This window comes from Sporosarcina sp. P18a (assembly GCF_002743135.1).
In the GTDB taxonomy this organism is placed as follows: Bacteria; Bacillota; Bacilli; order Bacillales_A; family Planococcaceae; genus Sporosarcina.
The window spans coordinates 92285-109297 of record NZ_PDYQ01000002.1 but is presented as its reverse complement, the minus strand read 5'-3'; the positions used below and the strand labels follow the sequence as shown (position 1 = coordinate 109297).

The 17013-nt window shown below is 40.0% G+C and carries 15 protein-coding genes; 7 read left to right on the top strand and 8 right to left on the bottom strand.

What is annotated here, in order from left to right; translation table 11 throughout:
- Positions 1-99: 99 nt before the first annotated feature.
- From CSV75_RS08140 to CSV75_RS08130, 3 genes are all read right to left on the bottom strand, one after another.
- The gene (locus CSV75_RS08140) at positions 100-1425 is read right to left on the bottom strand and encodes a CitMHS family transporter (protein ID WP_099675435.1); all 1326 of its coding nucleotides are present in this window, start codon (positions 1423-1425) and stop codon (positions 100-102) included.
- A 186-nt stretch (positions 1426-1611) separates the two neighbouring features.
- Complete coding sequence (locus CSV75_RS08135) at positions 1612-2307, bottom strand: response regulator (protein WP_099675434.1); 696 nt, start codon at positions 2305-2307, stop codon at positions 1612-1614.
- Positions 2308-2320: 13 nt separating this feature from the next.
- On the bottom strand, positions 2321-3961 hold the full coding sequence (locus tag CSV75_RS08130) for an ATP-binding protein (RefSeq protein WP_099675433.1): 1641 nt from the start codon (positions 3959-3961) through the stop codon (positions 2321-2323).
- A 235-nt stretch (positions 3962-4196) separates the two neighbouring features.
- Here CSV75_RS08130 and CSV75_RS08125 point away from each other — a divergent pair, with 235 nt between their 5' ends.
- Positions 4197-4769, top strand: coding sequence for a DUF488 domain-containing protein (locus CSV75_RS08125; RefSeq protein WP_369825356.1), 573 nt, complete (start codon positions 4197-4199; stop codon positions 4767-4769).
- Positions 4770-4800: 31 nt separating this feature from the next.
- Here the strand turns inward: CSV75_RS08125 and CSV75_RS08120 are convergent, their stop codons facing one another.
- Positions 4801-5166, bottom strand: coding sequence for a DUF2188 domain-containing protein (locus tag CSV75_RS08120; RefSeq protein ID WP_099675431.1), 366 nt, complete (start codon positions 5164-5166; stop codon positions 4801-4803).
- Positions 5167-5435: 269 nt separating this feature from the next.
- On the opposite strand from CSV75_RS08120, the gene CSV75_RS08115 reads away from it, so the two are divergent.
- The 3 genes from CSV75_RS08115 to CSV75_RS16640 are packed head-to-tail and all read left to right on the top strand — an operon-like array spanning position 5436 to position 7208.
- Entirely contained in the window at positions 5436-5627 is a 192-nt protein-coding gene (locus tag CSV75_RS08115; RefSeq protein ID WP_233191623.1) for a hypothetical protein, read from the top strand.
- Positions 5620-7038: an amidase gene (locus CSV75_RS08110; RefSeq protein WP_099675429.1), complete on the top strand. Its 1419-nt coding sequence runs from the start codon at positions 5620-5622 to the stop codon at positions 7036-7038. The genes CSV75_RS08115 and CSV75_RS08110 overlap by 8 nt, the downstream gene beginning before the upstream one ends.
- 47 nt (positions 7039-7085) lie before the next feature.
- The gene (locus CSV75_RS16640) at positions 7086-7208 is read left to right on the top strand and encodes a hypothetical protein (protein ID WP_255406635.1); all 123 of its coding nucleotides are present in this window, start codon (positions 7086-7088) and stop codon (positions 7206-7208) included.
- Positions 7209-7386: 178 nt separating this feature from the next.
- Here the strand turns inward: CSV75_RS16640 and mgtE are convergent, their stop codons facing one another.
- Entirely contained in the window at positions 7387-8745 is a 1359-nt protein-coding gene (mgtE, locus tag CSV75_RS08105; RefSeq protein WP_099675428.1) for a magnesium transporter, read from the bottom strand.
- A gap of 442 nt (positions 8746-9187) precedes the next feature.
- Here mgtE and CSV75_RS08100 point away from each other — a divergent pair, with 442 nt between their 5' ends.
- On the top strand, positions 9188-9769 hold the full coding sequence (locus tag CSV75_RS08100) for a LysM peptidoglycan-binding and 3D domain-containing protein (RefSeq protein ID WP_099632201.1): 582 nt from the start codon (positions 9188-9190) through the stop codon (positions 9767-9769).
- Between the two features lie 121 nt (positions 9770-9890).
- On the opposite strand, the gene CSV75_RS08095 is transcribed toward CSV75_RS08100, so the two are convergent.
- The 3 genes from CSV75_RS08095 to CSV75_RS08085 form a co-directional block, all read right to left on the bottom strand.
- Positions 9891-11303 carry a GGDEF domain-containing protein gene (locus CSV75_RS08095; protein ID WP_099675427.1) on the bottom strand — a complete coding sequence of 471 codons (1413 nt, stop codon included), beginning with the start codon at positions 11301-11303 and terminating at the stop codon, positions 9891-9893.
- Between the two features lie 246 nt (positions 11304-11549).
- Positions 11550-11849 carry a hypothetical protein gene (locus CSV75_RS08090; protein WP_099675426.1) on the bottom strand — a complete coding sequence of 100 codons (300 nt, stop codon included), beginning with the start codon at positions 11847-11849 and terminating at the stop codon, positions 11550-11552.
- Between the two features lie 74 nt (positions 11850-11923).
- Positions 11924-12418, bottom strand: coding sequence for a VanZ family protein (locus CSV75_RS08085; RefSeq protein WP_099675425.1), 495 nt, complete (start codon positions 12416-12418; stop codon positions 11924-11926).
- Positions 12419-12779: 361 nt separating this feature from the next.
- Between CSV75_RS08085 and CSV75_RS08080 the strand changes: the two genes are divergently transcribed.
- Both CSV75_RS08080 and CSV75_RS08075 read left to right on the top strand, forming a co-directional pair.
- Positions 12780-15287 (top strand): S-layer homology domain-containing protein, encoded by a 2508-nt coding sequence (locus tag CSV75_RS08080; RefSeq protein WP_099675424.1) that lies wholly within the window; start codon positions 12780-12782, stop codon positions 15285-15287.
- Between the two features lie 144 nt (positions 15288-15431).
- Positions 15432-16991 (top strand): FMN-binding glutamate synthase family protein, encoded by a 1560-nt coding sequence (locus CSV75_RS08075; protein WP_099675423.1) that lies wholly within the window; start codon positions 15432-15434, stop codon positions 16989-16991.
- Positions 16992-17013 lie beyond the last annotated feature (22 nt).

Here is a 17013-nt window from a genome sequence, read left to right as displayed (position 1 = left end):
GAATAGAAATAGGCTGTCGAGGAGATCATTTACATGACGTTCCGCGACAGCCTATTTTTTCATGATGGTGCTAATAACGATATGAAATGAGTAGAGACTTTACAATGTAATAACGCCCATAGCCATTGTAATGAGGAATAAGACGATACTGAATCCCCACATGATAACGAATGAGTAGCGAATATGCTTGCCCATCTCTAATCCTGCAAGTCCTAATGCCAGCCAAAGTGCAGGCGAGAAGGGGCTAACGAATGTACCTATAATATTTCCAACGATTAATGCATAGGCGATGGAAACGGATGGAACACCGAAACCGGAGACGACTTGCTCTACAATCGGCAGTAATGCGAAGTAATACGCATCGGTACTTAACAATAGATCGAACGGAACCCCGAATAGGCCGATGATGATGTGCAAATACGGTACAATGATTGCCGGCAACACTTTCACTAAATCGGTCGCTATCGAATCTAGCATATTGGTCCCATTCAAAATACCGAGGAACGAACCGGCTGCTAGAATGATTGCCGCCATTAGTAGAGCATTCGGTGCGTGCGCTTTAATACGGTCCATCTGTTCATTCACAGAGCGATAATTTAATGGAAGCGCGATACTGAATCCGACCATGAAGATAAAGCCTGCAGGTACTTTTCCCCAAACGAGTAAACCGATGACGGTTACGGCAATAATCACGTTAATCCATAACATTTTTGGACGCAGGAGAGAAGTGCCTTCTGATTCTACTTTTTGCTCGTCCACTTCTCCTAGTTCATCCAGTTTGTCATCAAAAACCCCACTAGCTACTTTCTTAGCGATAACTCGCTTTTCACGTAATCCGAGAATGAAAGCAACTGCAATTAGTAGTAGGAGACCGATGATTTGAATTTTAATAAGTGGTCGCCATAATTCCGTAACATCGACACCGAGTACAGCTGCTGCCCGTCCAAGCGGGCCGCCCCATGGAACCATGTTGACGATACTTGCTGAGATACCGACAAGTAGTAGCAGTAAATAAGGATTCATTTTCAACCTTTTATAGAGCGGTAAAAGCGCAGGGATCGTAATTAGGAATGTGGAGGCGCCAGAGCCGTCTAACTGTGCAATAGCAGCGATTACCACCGTCGCCATAGCAACAGCAATTACATTTCCTCGTGAAATTTTAATCATCGTATTAATTAGCGGGTTGAATACGCCGGCATCTTGCATAACACCAAAGAATAAAATCGCAAAGATGAACATAATCACAACGCTAATGACAGACTCAATTCCGCTGTTGAAAAATTCTCCGACTTCCTTGAAGTTGAATCCAGCGAAAAATGCACCGAAGATCGGAACGATGACCAACCCTACAATGGGTGTGATCCGGCCACTGATCAATAATGCGACGATAATAAAGATCGTTAGTATTCCAATAATACTTAACATAGCGATTTCCCTCCAATGGATAAAATGGTGAAAGAGTCTGTAAGCGGATACAAATCAAAGTATCTGAATAATTCCACTTAAGCTGTCCATAATGTACCATGTCGAAAAGCCGCTAAAAAGCTTGTTTACATAAGAACGATATAATTCATATTATGCGTTTTGTTCATTTTGTTCACGGTTGCGTATTTAGATTTTTCTATATGTCCGTTCAGGTCTACCGACATCTCCATAATGCAGCTGTGCTCCTACTACTTCAATCAATACAAGGTATTCTAGATATCGACGTGCAGTAGAACGGCTAACACCGGCTGCTTTACCTACTTGAACAGCAGTTATTCCTTCAGCGGGACTTTGAAGTAAAACGTTTTCTATCACTTCAAGCGTCAGACGGTCGATACCTTTTGGCAATGCGTCAGAAGCAGAATCCTGCCGCATCTCCGTGCCAAATAATACGCGGTCGAGATCTTCTTGGGAAAGTTCACTTTTAGATGACAGCAATACTTTCCTTGAACGGTACCGTCTAAATGCTTCTGCAAACCTCACAGGCTCAACAGGTTTGATTAAATAATCCAACACGCCTCCATGGAGTGCTTCCTCTATTATTTTAGTTTCTTTAGCAGCCGTTAGCAGCATAATATCCATTGCGGAGAATTCTCTTCGTAGATGCCAAAACAAATCTAGCCCTGGACTGTCAGGTATGTACACATCCAATAAAACCAGATCGGGTAGCGTCTTTGCCTGTTGCAAAAAATCGATAGTCTCAGAGGCAGTTCGCGTTTCTGATACGACTTCATAGCCGGTGATCTGTTCGACTAGTTGGCGATTAATCTTTGCGACTCGGAAATCATCTTCTACAATTAGTACTTGTATAGTACTGATCACGGGGATCCCTCCTTTAGTAATCTTTTGGTAATGAAACGACAAAATATGTACCGCCCAGTTCACTCGGTTCAATGGACAGCTGGCCATTCGCTGTGGCAATGGCATTCTTTGTTAAAGCCAAGCCGAAACCTCTTCCAGCTCCATCTTTTGTTGAGAAACCGTGGGATAAGACTTTATCAAGCGAAGCTTCATCAATTCCTGGACCTGCATCATCGATTTCAAACAGCAGATTTTGTCCGATATCAGTAAATGAAATCGATATGTCCCGGGAAATGGCGCGTTCGTCATATACAGCATCGAATGCATTATCAAGCAAATTTCCAATAGCCGTCAGCAATGCTTGGCGGTTTGCGTCGGAAAGTGTGGAATGCAATTGACTGTCAGGCTGGACCGATACATTAATTTGCAACTCACTTGCTTGATTCAGCTTTCCGACAAGCAATCCGCTAATATAGGGATCATCTATATGATCAAGTAGTGCGTCTGTCCAGTGTTGCTGGATGCTTGTTTCTTCTTGGATGAAGTCGAGCACTTCATCTTTTTTATTCAGTTGAGTTAGCCCCATGATCGTATACAGTTTATTTGCGAATTCATGTGTTTGTGAACGCAAGGCATTGGCATATTGTTGGATATGTGCCAGTTTTTTAGTCAAATTCTCAATCTCGGTTTTATTCCGGAAAGTAGCGACTGCACCGAGCAATTCATGTTCGTAGAAAATCGGCACACTGTTTACATAGACGATATGGTTACTAAAAAGTCTTTCCTGATCAAAAACTGATTCGCCATGCTCTAGCACATACGGTAAGTCTGAATTCGGGAAGCATTCATGTATAGGTGTACCAATCCAGTCGTCCGCATTCTGCTCTCCACCCGTCAATAATTTCAATGCAGCAGAGTTGACCATCGTAATCTGGCCATCTGTATTGATAGCGATAATGCCTTCATGGATAGAATGCAATATCGTTTCTTTTTGAAACAGTAAATGCGAGATTTCTTCTGGTTCTAATCCGAATAAGACGTTCTTGATATAGTTCGCAATGAATACAGCTCCGATGATAGCAGCTGTGCAAATGCCTAGAAGGACGAGCCAAATTTCTAGGCTATACTCCCAAATGATTGAATCAATAGAATCTACCAAGAAACCGACCGAGACGACACCGACAATTTCACCGTTTAAATAGACTGGAGCCTTTGCACGCAGTGAGTTTCCCAATGAACCGGTTGAAATAGAAGTATAGGATTCTCCATTATGCAACGCACGTTCATTATCTTCACCGATCATTTTTTTGCCAATCCGATCAGGACTCGGGTGTGCATAACGGATTTCTTGTTGGTTGCCCACAACGATAAACTCTGCGTCGGTCTGGGCTTGGATCTTCTGCACGATCGGCTGAATGATGGCAGAAGGATTATTCGATTCGAAAGCCTGGGAAATTTCAGGTATCACAGCTACACTTTTTGCTACACTGAGGGCCCTTTCTCCAATTTGGGCTTCTAATGTATCCGTGACGAAGTAACTCATAAATCCACCAATGATCAGAATAATCGTGACAGAGAGCGCGCCAATTAAGCCAATCATTTTCAAGTGGAGATTGACGAAGGGTTTGTTTTTCTTTCGATGGATGGATAAATCTTCTTTACGGATACGAATCATGATGAACCCCCGATACAGATGTTTGTACCTATAGAATACCATGTGGTGTGCAAAATTAAATAGTAAGGGTTATGTAAATAGTAGGGGAGGGCTATAGGGGAAGGAAAAGGCTTTTTCAATCAAAGCTCGTAGAATACCTAACGACAAGAGTGTTTAATGCACTACTGGGCAAGACAAATCAGAATAAATGATAGGTTATCTATATGAAACTTAGGGAATAATAGCTATAAAGGGAGTGAGTATATTGGAAATCTACACCGTTGGACATTCCACACATACAAAAGAAGAGTTTTTGACATTATTGGATGATGCAAGTATCGAGAAATTGGTCGATGTACGTGCATTTCCTGGTAGTCGTAAATTTCCGCATTTTCATGAAGATCGAATGACTGAATGGTTACCGGCACATGGTATTGCTTATAGACATTGTGGAAAATTAGGTGGACGTAGAAGGAAATCTAAAACTATTGACAATGAAGTCAACGAAGGATGGAATAATCAATCCTTCCACAACTACGCGGATTATACATTGACACCTGAATTCGAAGAAGGTATAGAGGAATTGATGAAGGAAGCTTCAGGCCAACGGATAGCGATATGCTGTTCCGAACGTCACCCAGCAAGATGCCATCGCTTGTTGATTAGTAATTGGCTCGCCACACATGGCATTAGCGTAAAACATATTATAGATGGACCTAAGGAAAAAACGTTGATTGAAGATCATGAAGTAGGTAAGTGGGGAGCTGAACCCGTTGTATCAGACGATGGAGAAGTGACGTATCCTCCTAAACAGAATGAAGATGAATGAAGTCAGTGCCTTTTGAGAAAAGGCACTGATTTTATTCATATAATGTTTTATCGTGTGATCCGTCAGCATGAAAGACCTTTAAAATACCTTCATGTTCGTTCACATACTTTTTTGCTTTTTCAAGTAATGCGGACTTGGTATCTTCTTTAAATAGTACATGATCACTTCCGGTCTTACTGAAAATCCATTCATTCTCGCGTGGTTTCACTTCGTAGTGAGGACGACCTTCACTTTTGCCTTGTACATACTCGTGTGCTTGAGCAGTTGCAATGGAAATCGCACGCTCATCGGAGTAATTTTCACGTAGCAAAGCGTTCGCTATTTCGATTGCTTTATTGCGTACTGCCGGATCCAGATTTTTCAGCGAAGCAGGATAATCATTTTTACTCCATGGCATACGATATCACCTCCTACTTCACAATTTCCCTTTTTTACCGAATATAAACGGTCTTTCACATAATTCCAGAACATCCTATATGGTGAATCGAATAAAGTCGAATGGTGTATAACTATAAAACTATTCGAAATCGTTTGATTATTAGTCAGATGACTGGTAATCTATAGACGGTAATATGAACTTAGCGACCGAGTTGTATAGTAAAAGTAACTTTTTTTCGTTTTGATCTCACTAGGGGAACCCTATGAAGATAAATACAAACTGAAGGAGTGAATGCATTGTCTTTGTCAGTGCAGCAACTATTGGAAAGCAAAGGGATTCAAGCTAAGCCAGAACATTTGAAAATCCTAGAAAGTCGCTGGAATGGGATGAAAAAGTTAAGAGGTACGCTAGAGAATGTAAAAATCGAGGACGCGGATATCGGGCTTCGAAATATTCCCGGAGGTGATCATATTGGCTAAAGATTTGATTCAGAAATCAGTCGAGGAATTGGCACCGCTTTTAGAAAGTGGATCACTATCACCAGTTGAACTAACGAAGGCAGTGCTTGATCATGCGGAAGAAACGCAGGATACGATTAATGCCTATATGACAATCTACCGGGATGAAGCCGAACACGCGGCGCGTGAAGCAGAGAAAGAGATCAAAAATGGAAACTATCGAGGCATGTATCACGGAATTCCGATGGCCTTGAAAGATAATTTATATTTTAAAGGTAAAGTGACGACCATGTCATCTAAAATTCATAAGGATTTCATTCCGGAAGACGATGCGACTGTAGTCAGTAAGTTACGAGACGCGGGTGTGATCTTTACCGGTAAACTAAGTATGCACGAATATGCTTGGGGAATTACGAACAATAACCCCCATTACGGACCGGTCAGAAATCCTTGGGATACCGATAAAATTCCTGGCGGTTCGAGTGGTGGTTCGGGAGCTGCTGTTGCGGTCGGTTCAAGTGTCGCGTCATTAGGTACCGATACGGCTGGTTCCATCCGAATTCCGTCATCAATTTGCGGTATCGTCGGATTGAAGCCGACACATGGGCGAGTCAGTAAATACGGATGCTATCCATTGGCATGGTCGCTCGATCATATTGGACCGATGACTAAGACGATTAAAGACGCAGCGGGAATGATGGATATTATTTCAGGATACGATGCAAAAGATCCAACTTCAGTCGATACTCCTGTAGGCCAACATTTGGAGAGAATAAAGGGCGATGTCACTGGTGTGGTTATTGGCGTTAATGAAGAATACTTCTTCAATGAAGTAGACAACGATGTAGATCAAGTGGTGCGTGGAACGATTAAAGCGCTGACCGATCAAGGTGCGAGAGTAGAAGTGGTTAAGATTCCAACACTTAAATATGCAGAGTGGGCAGAGCTGGTCACGTCACTTTCAGAAGCGTCAACTATTCATCACGAAGATATGCTGAAGCGACCGCAAGATTTCGGTGATGATATCCGCATGCTATTCGAGCTGGGGGAACTGCCATCTGCTGTCGATTATCTTCAAGCACAGCAAGTACGTCGTCAGTTGAAGCAAGAATTCCATGAAGTATTCCAGAAAGTCGATGTATTGATTGCACCTACACTGCCTGTAGTGGCCAGTAAAATCGGCGAAGATACAGTGGACTTAAATGGCAAGCAAGTGGACTTAATTGACAATATTATACGCTTTACAGGGCCTAGTAACTTAACAGGTAACCCTGCATTGTCAGTGCCGGGTGGCTTCAAGGGAGACCTTCCTGTAGGTGTACAAATTATTGGACCTGCCTTTTCGGAAGCCTTATTGCTGGATGTCGGTTATGCAATCGAACAGACAAATCCTATGAAAAACAGAAAACCCGCTTTACTAACAAGAGCATAAAATGAAAAAAACTCCGCGGTCAACCCATGGCCGCGGAGTTTTTCGTTATGTACTCGCTCTTCGACGAAGCGGTACAGACGATTCGACGTTACTTCTTCACTATCACAAACCCAGCTGCACCAAACTTCAACCCAAATCCGTTTGTGCAATTGCTGTTACTAGTAGTATAACCTAACAAAAGCCCAATAAACGCAAATCATCAAACTGTGAAGAATGTCATATTTCTGTAGTGTTTGGCATCAAATTGAGATAAATTACAACAACCTTACTACAACCTTACACTAACCTTTCAATACATTATATTATGCTGAATGTTCTGATTATATACATATAAGTCAGAATATTCAACTACATTAATTTCGAAATGAACATTGTAGCTATTCCGAAATAAATCAGTAACGACAGAATGTCGTTAATCGTAGTAATTAAAGGACCAGAAGCTACGGCAGGGTCTACTTTAAATTTATTGAGAATCAAAGGAATAACTGTTCCTGCAATTGTTCCGATAATCAGTGTAGCGACTAAAGACGAACCTACAACTAATCCAAGTGTAAAACTGCCTTGCCATACATAAGCAATCACTGCGATAGCGGCACCACAAACGACACCTAATATAATGCCGACAATTAATTCACGAAAGACTAAATGCAAGGACTTTTTCATATCCAAGTCTTCAGAGACTAGACCACGCACAACGACCGCCAAAGACTGAGTTCCTGTATTACCGGTCATGCCAGCAATCATCGGCATGAAGAAAGCGAGGGCGACAACGGCTTCCAACGTTGCTTCAAATTTGGAAATGATACTGCCTGAAACAAGTCCGATAAATAATAAAAGAATCAGCCAAGGAAGTCTACGATAGGCTGCTACGAAAGGCTTTGTATTGAAGTCTATGGACTTACCGGAAGCAAAAAGCATTTCAATATCTTTATTTGCCTCTCTAACAACTAAATCGAGTACTTCATCAGTGCGAATAATTCCTACTAAGACATTCTCTTCGTTGACAACGGGTAGTGAGACGAAATCAAATCGTCCAATCATTTTGGCTACATCGCCTTGATCCGTTGTATCGAATACTTTGGCGAGACCAGTTTCCATGATTTCTGTTACATTGCTATCTGCATGTGCGAGTAATAAATCCCGGTAAGAAAGTACACCAATTAATTGCTTTTCATCATTAATGATATAGACGTAATTTAAGTAATGGGCAAATGCTTCATAATGCTTAAGCTTTTCAATCGTTTTCTCAACGGTATATGACTGGTGAATCCATACATACCGCGTCGTCATAATACGTCCAGCGGAATCTTTCGGATATTTTCTATGCTGTCGAATATTTCTTTTTTCTTCGTGTCGCAAATCCGCTATGAGTTTCTCCACTTGTTTATCTGAAAGGTCGGTCAAAAGATAAGATAGGTCTTCACCTTTCATTTCTTCCAGTAGTTCAGTGGAACGAACTGGTCCTACTAAATCTAACGCTCGTAATTGTTCATTTTTCGAAAGAAAGCCTAGCATGTGTACTAAAGTTTCTTTATCTAGTACTTCCAAAAATGTAGTATGTCGTTTTAGCGGCAATCGTTTATATTGATTAGCGACTTCCGCAGGTTCTAGTTCACCAATTGCTTTTTTTAAGGATTCCAGATTACCATCTTTAATCAGTTGTATAATCGCTCGTGAAACATCGTCTTGATTCCGTGTCACTGGCATGTAACGCACCTCTCTTGTCTATAAATAGTTACGGTCATTCAATCATTCCCTCATATAGGGGGAAAGAAACCATAAGACATAATTTAAAGTCATTTTGGCCAATAAAAAAGCCTCCGTAGTGACTTCTTTTGATTTACAACAGAAAGTCTTTGCCAGTTGGCTCTTAATTTATGAATATACTTTGTTCTAGTTCTTATAGATAATGTTTTATGCTGTTTTATTACTACCCCGTTTTATCCAATTAACACTTGAAAACGTATGGAGCTACCCAAATGCAAAGTAATTTATGGGTCTTAAGACTTCATTTGTCATACAAATCTGACTAGAAACCTGCCATTTGTAACATAAGACGTACCAATGTCACGGCATTGTTTCACGATTGTAATCTTTTTGTAATATAGTCTTGGTAAGCTAAAGCTATTAAATCGTTAGGGGTGGCATATTGAAGAAATTAGTATTTGCATTGACAGTAGCCATGTTCATCACACTATTCACAAGCGGAATGAACGAAACGTCTGCTGCAGCATCAGTTCATACAGTTAAAAAAGGTGACACACTATATAAAATCTCACAACAACATAAAGTGTCTGTCTCAAATATTAAACAATGGAATAACTTAAAATCGACAGTTATTTATCCAAAACAAAAATTACGTTTAGTAAAGTCTTCTAAAGTGGCGGCTAGTACTCCGAAGAAACAAAACACACCTTCACGTTCAAATGGAGCGAATGTCTCTAAAGAACTTATGGTAAGTGCAACAGCGTATACAGCACATTGTAATGGTTGTTCAGGTATTACAAGAACAGGTTTGAACTTACGTAAAAATCCTGACTTGAAAGTCATTGCAGTAGATCCACGAGTTATAGAATTAGGAACTAAAGTCCACGTTGAAGGGTACGGATATGCTATCGCTGGAGATACTGGCGGAGCAATCAAAGGGAATAAAATTGACGTATTCATTCCAAATAAATCACGTGCCTACGAATGGGGACGCAAAAATGTAAAAGTAAAAGTATTGAACTAAGATATCGAAAGCTCACACATCGTAACTGCTGCGTGAGCTTTTTTGAATAGTGCGTACGATTTTTTATACTTTCTCATTAACAAAAAAACATGAAACCCAATTTATAGGCATCATGTTTAGGTTATGTGAAAGAGACGACTTGGTTTTTGCCATTCTCTTTTGCTTTGTATAGAGCAAGATCAGCTAGATGAAACAATTCATTGAAAGATTGCTCGCTACACATTTTATTGTCACTAAGCCCTATGCTAATAGTAAGTGGAATGGGTATCACATTAGAAGAAGTAGACAAAGACTCAATTTTTCTAGCGAGTAAAGAAGCTTTCTTTATTGCGTCTGCTAATGAAATGTCTTGCATTACTAAAACGAATTCATCACCACCGAATCGAGCAAGTACATCTTCTTTTCTAATTTCACTCATAGAAGTATGCGCTACGAATTTAATCGCTTCATCGCCAATTAGATGGCCATATGTGTCATTAATCGCTTTTAAATTATCGATGTCATAGACCAAGCACACAACGGATTTTTTAGTTACTGTTGCTTCGGTCAACCATAAATTAGTCGTTTCTTCCAAATACTTTCGGTTATAGATACCTGTTAAGTAATCCAAGTTTTCACTAGTTTTAATAGCAGAGCTTTGCAAACGAATTTGCAATTCGAGTGCTACTTTTACCCAGCAACTGTCTTCAATTTCATGCAGTAAATTAATGTATTCTTTCTGGATGATGGCTAATTCATCAAAGCTACACAGTTTTTCGGCTAACACAATGCGTTTTTGCTGAATTTCTTTTAGGAGGGTGTAATCTCTCCATTTTTCTTCTCGTTCTTTGGCGTTGGTATAAAAATGGAAGGCTTTTTTAGAATCACCTATAAACTCATAAAATCTGCCTTTCAAAATTTCAAGAACTGCTAATTCACGAGGATGATGGTCTATAGTAGGGAATTGGCTTAAATAATGTAGGCTAGTCATCGCGCAATTGGGGCTTTGTAGATTGATAGCGGATTCAATTGCGTATAAATGAGCTCGGATCATTAAAATTTCTCTGTCCACACCTTTCTTCTTTGCGAAAGAAATGGCTAGCTGCGCAAACTCCGAAGCTTTCTCGTATTGTTCTATTTTATTATATAGATGACTTAGCTGACTGTATGCCATGCTAATATATGAATAGTTTTCAATTTCTAGCGCGATGGATAGCATATCTTCTAGTAATTTTTGTCCCCTAGTATAATCCAATGCAAATGAGCTGACAAAATATTGCAAATAATAGGAGCGCATCCAATCAGACTTCTCGCCATACGAAATACATTGTGTGTGATGTTCTTCTATATGAAAAAGAACTTTTTCAAAATTACCAACGTAGTAATAGGATATAGCGCAAATGTAATGAGCGGATAAAACAGCTTCTTTATTTGAAAACAATAGACCTTTACTTAATAAATCTTCTGCGTGTCCAATGACTAGGTCATGGCGTCCATCATTTTTTACTTCGTTAATTTTACGCTGCACAGCGTTTATCTCATTTTTCCCCGCCATAGTTTCTCTCCTCCAATATAGGAAGTAACAGTCTCTTTACTAGTACATTCATCATGTTTTCTGTATTTGGAATACATTTACATTATATCATTTTAAGAATAAATAGATAGAATCAAATAGGCCATTTTAATGAATGTTTTATTTCATTTCCGTTGTTATTTAGTTGTTTATACCCCGACCAATAAAAGTATAAACGTCCTATTTCAAATTATGAAGTAGGACGTTGAATTATACACTATTAGACTCTTATTTTGATTGGATTTGTTTGAATAGAGAAATGAAGTGTTCTGGCTCCTCTTCAATTTCAAATGTAAAAACTCCTTCATTTGTGTGCAAGTAAAACAATCCTGATTGTCCTGAGAACGGGCGGTAGGATAAATCAAAAACATGTTGTAAAGGGAAAGTTCTCTGGGACGTCGTAATCCGATCTCGGAATAAACAAATCGTGTGGTAAGACTTTTGATAGGTTTGTTCTAAGCGGTCCACGACTCGGTTTATGGAAATATAGCTAAGCGAAAGTATGAACTGATCACCTGAGTTATTCATTAATTACCCTCCTGTTTCGTCACTAGCATAACATAGAGTATTATGCTCATAAAAACGTTAGGAATACTAAAAATCTAAATATGACTATAGAACCAATTCTTACGAGAGCGTTTTATTACACGAACAATAGCTACTAGTAAAAGAAATGTTACAGCGCCAATTGTGTCTAAATACACGTCTTGCATGGTTGCAGTGCGGCCTCCTGTAAAGTATTGATGCAATTCATCAGCGCACGCTAGCAGAAAGGTAAATAAAGCGGCCAATAATAAGCGCCCCGTACTTTTAGGTAATAGCCAATAAATTACCAAAGCTAAAAAACCAAATGTAAAGAAATGTGCAGCTTTTCGGATCAGGAATTCAACAAAGTGATAATATCCACGTTCATCAATAGAGATCGTTCTATTCCAATAGCTGAATTCCCACGTGGATAGGATAGCTTTCCCGGGTTCCCCCGGTAGCAACTCTTGTAATGTAGAGACAAGCGATTGCTGTTCATATGTCTGACTGGATGAGATGGATAGCCCGACTAATATGCTTATAAGTAAGAGAAGAGCAAGTAATTTTTTCATATGGGGATTGTATCATGAAAAGTAACTTCTGATGCAAGCAAGTTATATTTTTATTTGACATTACAAAGTTACAAGCTTGTTACCTGAATGTAATATGCAAGTTGTATAGTACATTCAGGTTGCTGGTTCCATAATCTGTACTAGCTATCCATCATTTGCCATTACCAATCGTGGAAAAGTATGCTAATATAAAGTGGAGTAGCTAGTAATCACTTTTTTCTTTCATATACTTTATTTATTTAATAGTCTGCTGGATTATTTAATGGAAAAGAGGGTATGAGAGTAAGAGAGTGGTTTTTCTGCTGCTCTACAACCAACCAGCAATCACGCTTATAAACGAACTAAAGGAGGAAATTATTTAATGAAATCACAATCAAAAAAGAAGTACAGCAAGTATCTAACAGGTGTAGCATCAGCGGCATTAGTTGCATCAGCGGTGGCACCAGTAGTCAGCGCAGCAGATTTTAATGACGTTGCCGACACTAACTCACATAAGGAAGCAATTGATGCACTAGCAGCAGAAGGTGTTATCAGTGGTTATCCGGACGGTTCATTCAAGCCTAATAAGACTTTAACGCGTTCTGACGTAGTAAAGTTAATGGGAAAATGGCTTGTATCAAAAGGTTATACAATTCCGACAGACTATAAAACAAATCCACGCTTCACAGATTTAACATCGAAGTCAAATGACGAATTGTTGCAATCAGCGGCAATCGTAAAGGATAACAATGTATTTAGAGGATATGAAGATGGATCATTAGGCGCGGCTGGTTCTATTACCCGTGAAAATATGGCGGTTGTATTAGTTCGTGCATATGATTCAGTTAACAAAACTGACTTATTATCTTACGTTCAAGGACAAGAATTTGATAAAGATGTAGTAGATTTGAATAAGGCGAAAGCTGAAGCACGTACTGCAATCGACGTATTAGACTACTTCGACATTACGAACCCAGCTGCACCAAACTTCAGACCGAAAGAAACAACAACTCGTGCACAATTCGCTTCATTCCTTTATAAAACTATTCAAGTAGAAGTATCTGAAACTCCAGAAGCTCCCGAAGTAGCGGAAATCACTGCTGTTACTGCAATCGGTGAAAAACAACTTGAGCTAACAGGTAAGAACTTACAAGAGTTGAAAGCTGAACAGTTGAAAATTGAAGGAAATGAACTGGCTTCATTCAAAGCGAACGAAGACGGTACAAAAGCAACTCTCGAGTTAAAAAACGAACTAACGTCGGGTAAAGAAATGACTCTTAACTTGACGACTAAAGCAGAAGCTGAAGGCGAAGAAGACGTAGTTACTTCTTATAAGTTCACGTATGAGTTTAAAGTAGAAAAAGTTACAGCTACTACTACTCAAGTGAAAGCTGAAGAGGCTGGTCAGAAGTTAGCGTTCAACGTTGATGGTAAGCCGGTTGATATGAAGAAATTAACGGATGCTGGTTATACGGTTGCGTTCCAGTCTACTAAACCGGATGTGTTCTCAGAGCAGGCAACTGGTACGTTGAAGGCACTTGCAGTGGGCAATGACTTCTCTTATAAAGTTGTTATTACGGACAAAGATGGAAAAAAAGTTGAATCAGAATTAGTAGATGTTAAAGTAGTAGACTTCGATGCTACGTTTGCTGACATTACGGAAGTTGAAGTTACACAAGCCAGCACAGTGGTGAACAGTGGTAAGATTTCACTTGAAGATGGCCAGGCCAATGTTAAAGTAACAAAAGCCGTAACACTTAATGGTGTAACGAAGGATAATCCAGCTGCAACATACACATCTTCTAATCCAAGCGTAGCAACAGTCAGTACGGATGGTAAAGTGACGCCAATCAGTGCTGGAGAAGTTACGATTGTAGCTAAAGTCGGCGATGTAACGAAAAACATTAAACTAACGGTTGGTGTGGGCAAACGTATGGCAACAAGCGCTACACTTTCATCTACTGAAGCTAAGTTAATCAAAGACGCTACACAAGAAATCACTGTAACAGTAAAAGATCAATACGGCGATCTTTTCAATGGTCAACTGACTGTAGAACCTAAAGATACTGACGTGGCAACTGCTACTGTAGGATCGACTGAAAATGGCCTTGCAACAGTAAATGTGAAAGCATTAAAAGCAGGATCTACTACTGTTCTAGTTAAATCTGGTGACGCAGTACTAGGTACAATTGCGGTATCTGGTTCAGAAGATAATGTAGTGGCTACTAAAAAGTTGGAAACCATCACTGCAACTGACGATCTAACGATTGATGCAATTGATGGTTCACAAGATGGTACAGTCAAACTAGCATGGAATAAATACAATAGCCAAGGTTTCCTTATCGGTAAAGATCTGATCCCGATGGCTCAATACAGCGTTACGTCTTCTGATAATACTATCGCGACAGTTGCTAAGGATGATAAAGGTGTTATAACGGTTCAAGCAGTAAAAGCAGGTACTACTGAAGTTCAAATTAAAGAAGGAAATATTGTAAGAGCGACGGCTACTATTACAGTAACGGATTCGACTCCAACTATTTCATCAGTAGTATTTGAAGATACTAAGTCCATAACTACTTCAGCTGTCGATATGCAAGTGCTTAAAACAGAAGGTATTAAATTAACATCAACGGAATTCACTCCAGGTATTGATGATGAGGGTAATATTTTCATTACGAACAATGACAAAAAAATTGAATTAGGTACAGTTGCAAAAAGCTATTCAGGTAGTACTAACGATGTTACCGAGTTACAATTAGACGGTGGTAAACTTGTTGGTACTGTAAAAGCTGGTGCGCAAGGTACTCTAGTAGTAAGTGTGAAGAATGAAGGACAGTCTACACCGGTTGGTACAAAAACGATCGAAGTAAATGTTCCTGCAAGCAACTAATCTAATTTCAGTTACACATCAATAATCTAGCAAGATCCAGCCCTAATCCTTGAGAGTCATTCAAGGATTAGGGCTTTTTTACGTTTAGTCAGCTACTTATCAAGGGTACAGGTACAGTACAGACAATTAGAAAGGAGTGAGGCTATGAATTGGTTGGAAGGAATTAATTTCACGACTTCATTGGTAGTGCTAATCATATTGGCGATCCCGATCAGTATTGGAATTTTTCTATATTTTTTTGATCGCAGTCAAAAGCAGCACGCAATCTTGCGCAACTATCCCATTTTAGGTAGAGTACGCTATATGTTTGAGAAGGCGGGGCCAGAGGTTAGGCAGTATTTATTCAATGATGACAACAGCGGCAAGCCATTCAGCCGTGAAGAATATTTACATATGGTGATGCCGGGGAAGTATTTAAACAGTATCATCGGTTTTGGATCTAAACGCGACTTTCAGGAGCCTGGTCACTACATTCGTAATGCCATGTTTACGAAGCAAAATGAAGAAATGCGTGTGGATAATGATTGTCTAATAAAAACTATGCGCTATGAAGTGGATACTGACAATTTATTCTCGCGTAAAGAACACCGCGAAGAATTGACAACATTGCCTTGGTTGTTACCTGAGGAAGATGCGATTGTATTAGGTCCGAATTGTGAGCATCCATTTGTCGTGCGCAGTTTGTTGGGGCAATCGGGGATGAGTTATGGAGCACTCGGAGATCATGCAATCACTGCGCTATCCAAAGGGATTGGTATGGCCCAAGGTGCTTGGATGAACACAGGGGAGGGTGGTGTATCAGACCACCACTTAGCAGGTGGAGCCGATATCATTGCGCAGATCGGGTCAGGTTTATTCGGATTCCGAACAGAAGATGGGCAGTTCGATATGAACAAAATAAAAGAGAAAGCACAAATACCACAAATAAAGGCATTTGAAATCAAGTTAGCCCAAGGAGCAAAAATGCGTGGAGGGCACGTAGAGGGAGAGAAAGTCACAGAAGAGATTGCGGCTATACGAAATGTGAAAGCTTATACTTCTATCAACAGTCCGAACCGTTTTAAACAGTTCCACGATTATCCAACATTGTTTTCATTCATTGAAGATATCCGTCACGCGGGTGGTAAACCAGTAGGGATTAAAATAGTCATTGGAGGAAAACAAGATGCTGAAGAACTGGCATCATATATGGCGGAAACAGGTATGGGGCCTGATTTTATCTCGCTAGACGGCGCGGAAGGAGGATCTGGGGCTACTTATCAAGACTTGGCGGATAGTGTAGGCTTACCACTTCGTTCTTCTCTTATTCTATTAGATGATGCGCTGCGTAAGTTTGAAGTGCGGGACCGAGTAAAAGTTATTGCATCAGGGAAAATCATCACACCTGATAAAGCAGCAATTGCATTGGCTTTAGGTGCCGATCTAATACAAGTTGCACGTGGCTTCATGATTTCGGTAGGTTGTATCATGGCAGAGCGGTGCCATACGAATACTTGCCCAGCCGGTGTTGCCACGACGGATAAAAGTTTACAGCGAGCGCTTGTAATAGAAGAAAAGAAATTCCGTGTAACCAACTATATTTTGACGATGAGGGAAGGGTTATTCCGAGTGGCTGCGGCTGCGGGCTTGGATTCTCCAACAAAGTTTGAACGACATCATGTAGTCTATAAAGACGAGCGTGGAAAAATCCATTCAATTGAGTAAAAAAACGACCTGATGAATGTTC

Bases quoted from the DNA above. Each gene is read 5' to 3' on its own strand.
- CSV75_RS08140 (WP_099675435.1), bottom strand. From the start codon at position 1,425: ATGTTAAGTATTATTGGAATACTAACGATCTTTATTATCGTCGCATTA.
- CSV75_RS08130 (WP_099675433.1), bottom strand. From the start codon at position 3,961: ATGATTCGTATCCGTAAAGAAGATTTATCCATCCATCGAAAGAAAAAC.
- CSV75_RS08120 (WP_099675431.1), bottom strand. From the start codon at position 5,166: ATGCCATGGAGTAAAAATGATTATCCTGCTTCGCTGAAAAATCTGGAT.
- CSV75_RS16640 (WP_255406635.1), top strand. From the start codon at position 7,086: ATGTACTCGCTCTTCGACGAAGCGGTACAGACGATTCGACGTTACTTC.
- mgtE (WP_099675428.1), bottom strand. From the start codon at position 8,745: ATGCCAGTGACACGGAATCAAGACGATGTTTCACGAGCGATTATACAA.
- CSV75_RS08095 (WP_099675427.1), bottom strand. From the start codon at position 11,303: ATGGCGGGGAAAAATGAGATAAACGCTGTGCAGCGTAAAATTAACGAA.
- CSV75_RS08090 (WP_099675426.1), bottom strand. From the start codon at position 11,849: ATGAATAACTCAGGTGATCAGTTCATACTTTCGCTTAGCTATATTTCC.
- CSV75_RS08085 (WP_099675425.1), bottom strand. From the start codon at position 12,418: ATGAAAAAATTACTTGCTCTTCTCTTACTTATAAGCATATTAGTCGGG.
- CSV75_RS08080 (WP_099675424.1), top strand. From the start codon at position 12,780: ATGAAATCACAATCAAAAAAGAAGTACAGCAAGTATCTAACAGGTGTA.
- CSV75_RS08075 (WP_099675423.1), top strand. From the start codon at position 15,432: ATGAATTGGTTGGAAGGAATTAATTTCACGACTTCATTGGTAGTGCTA.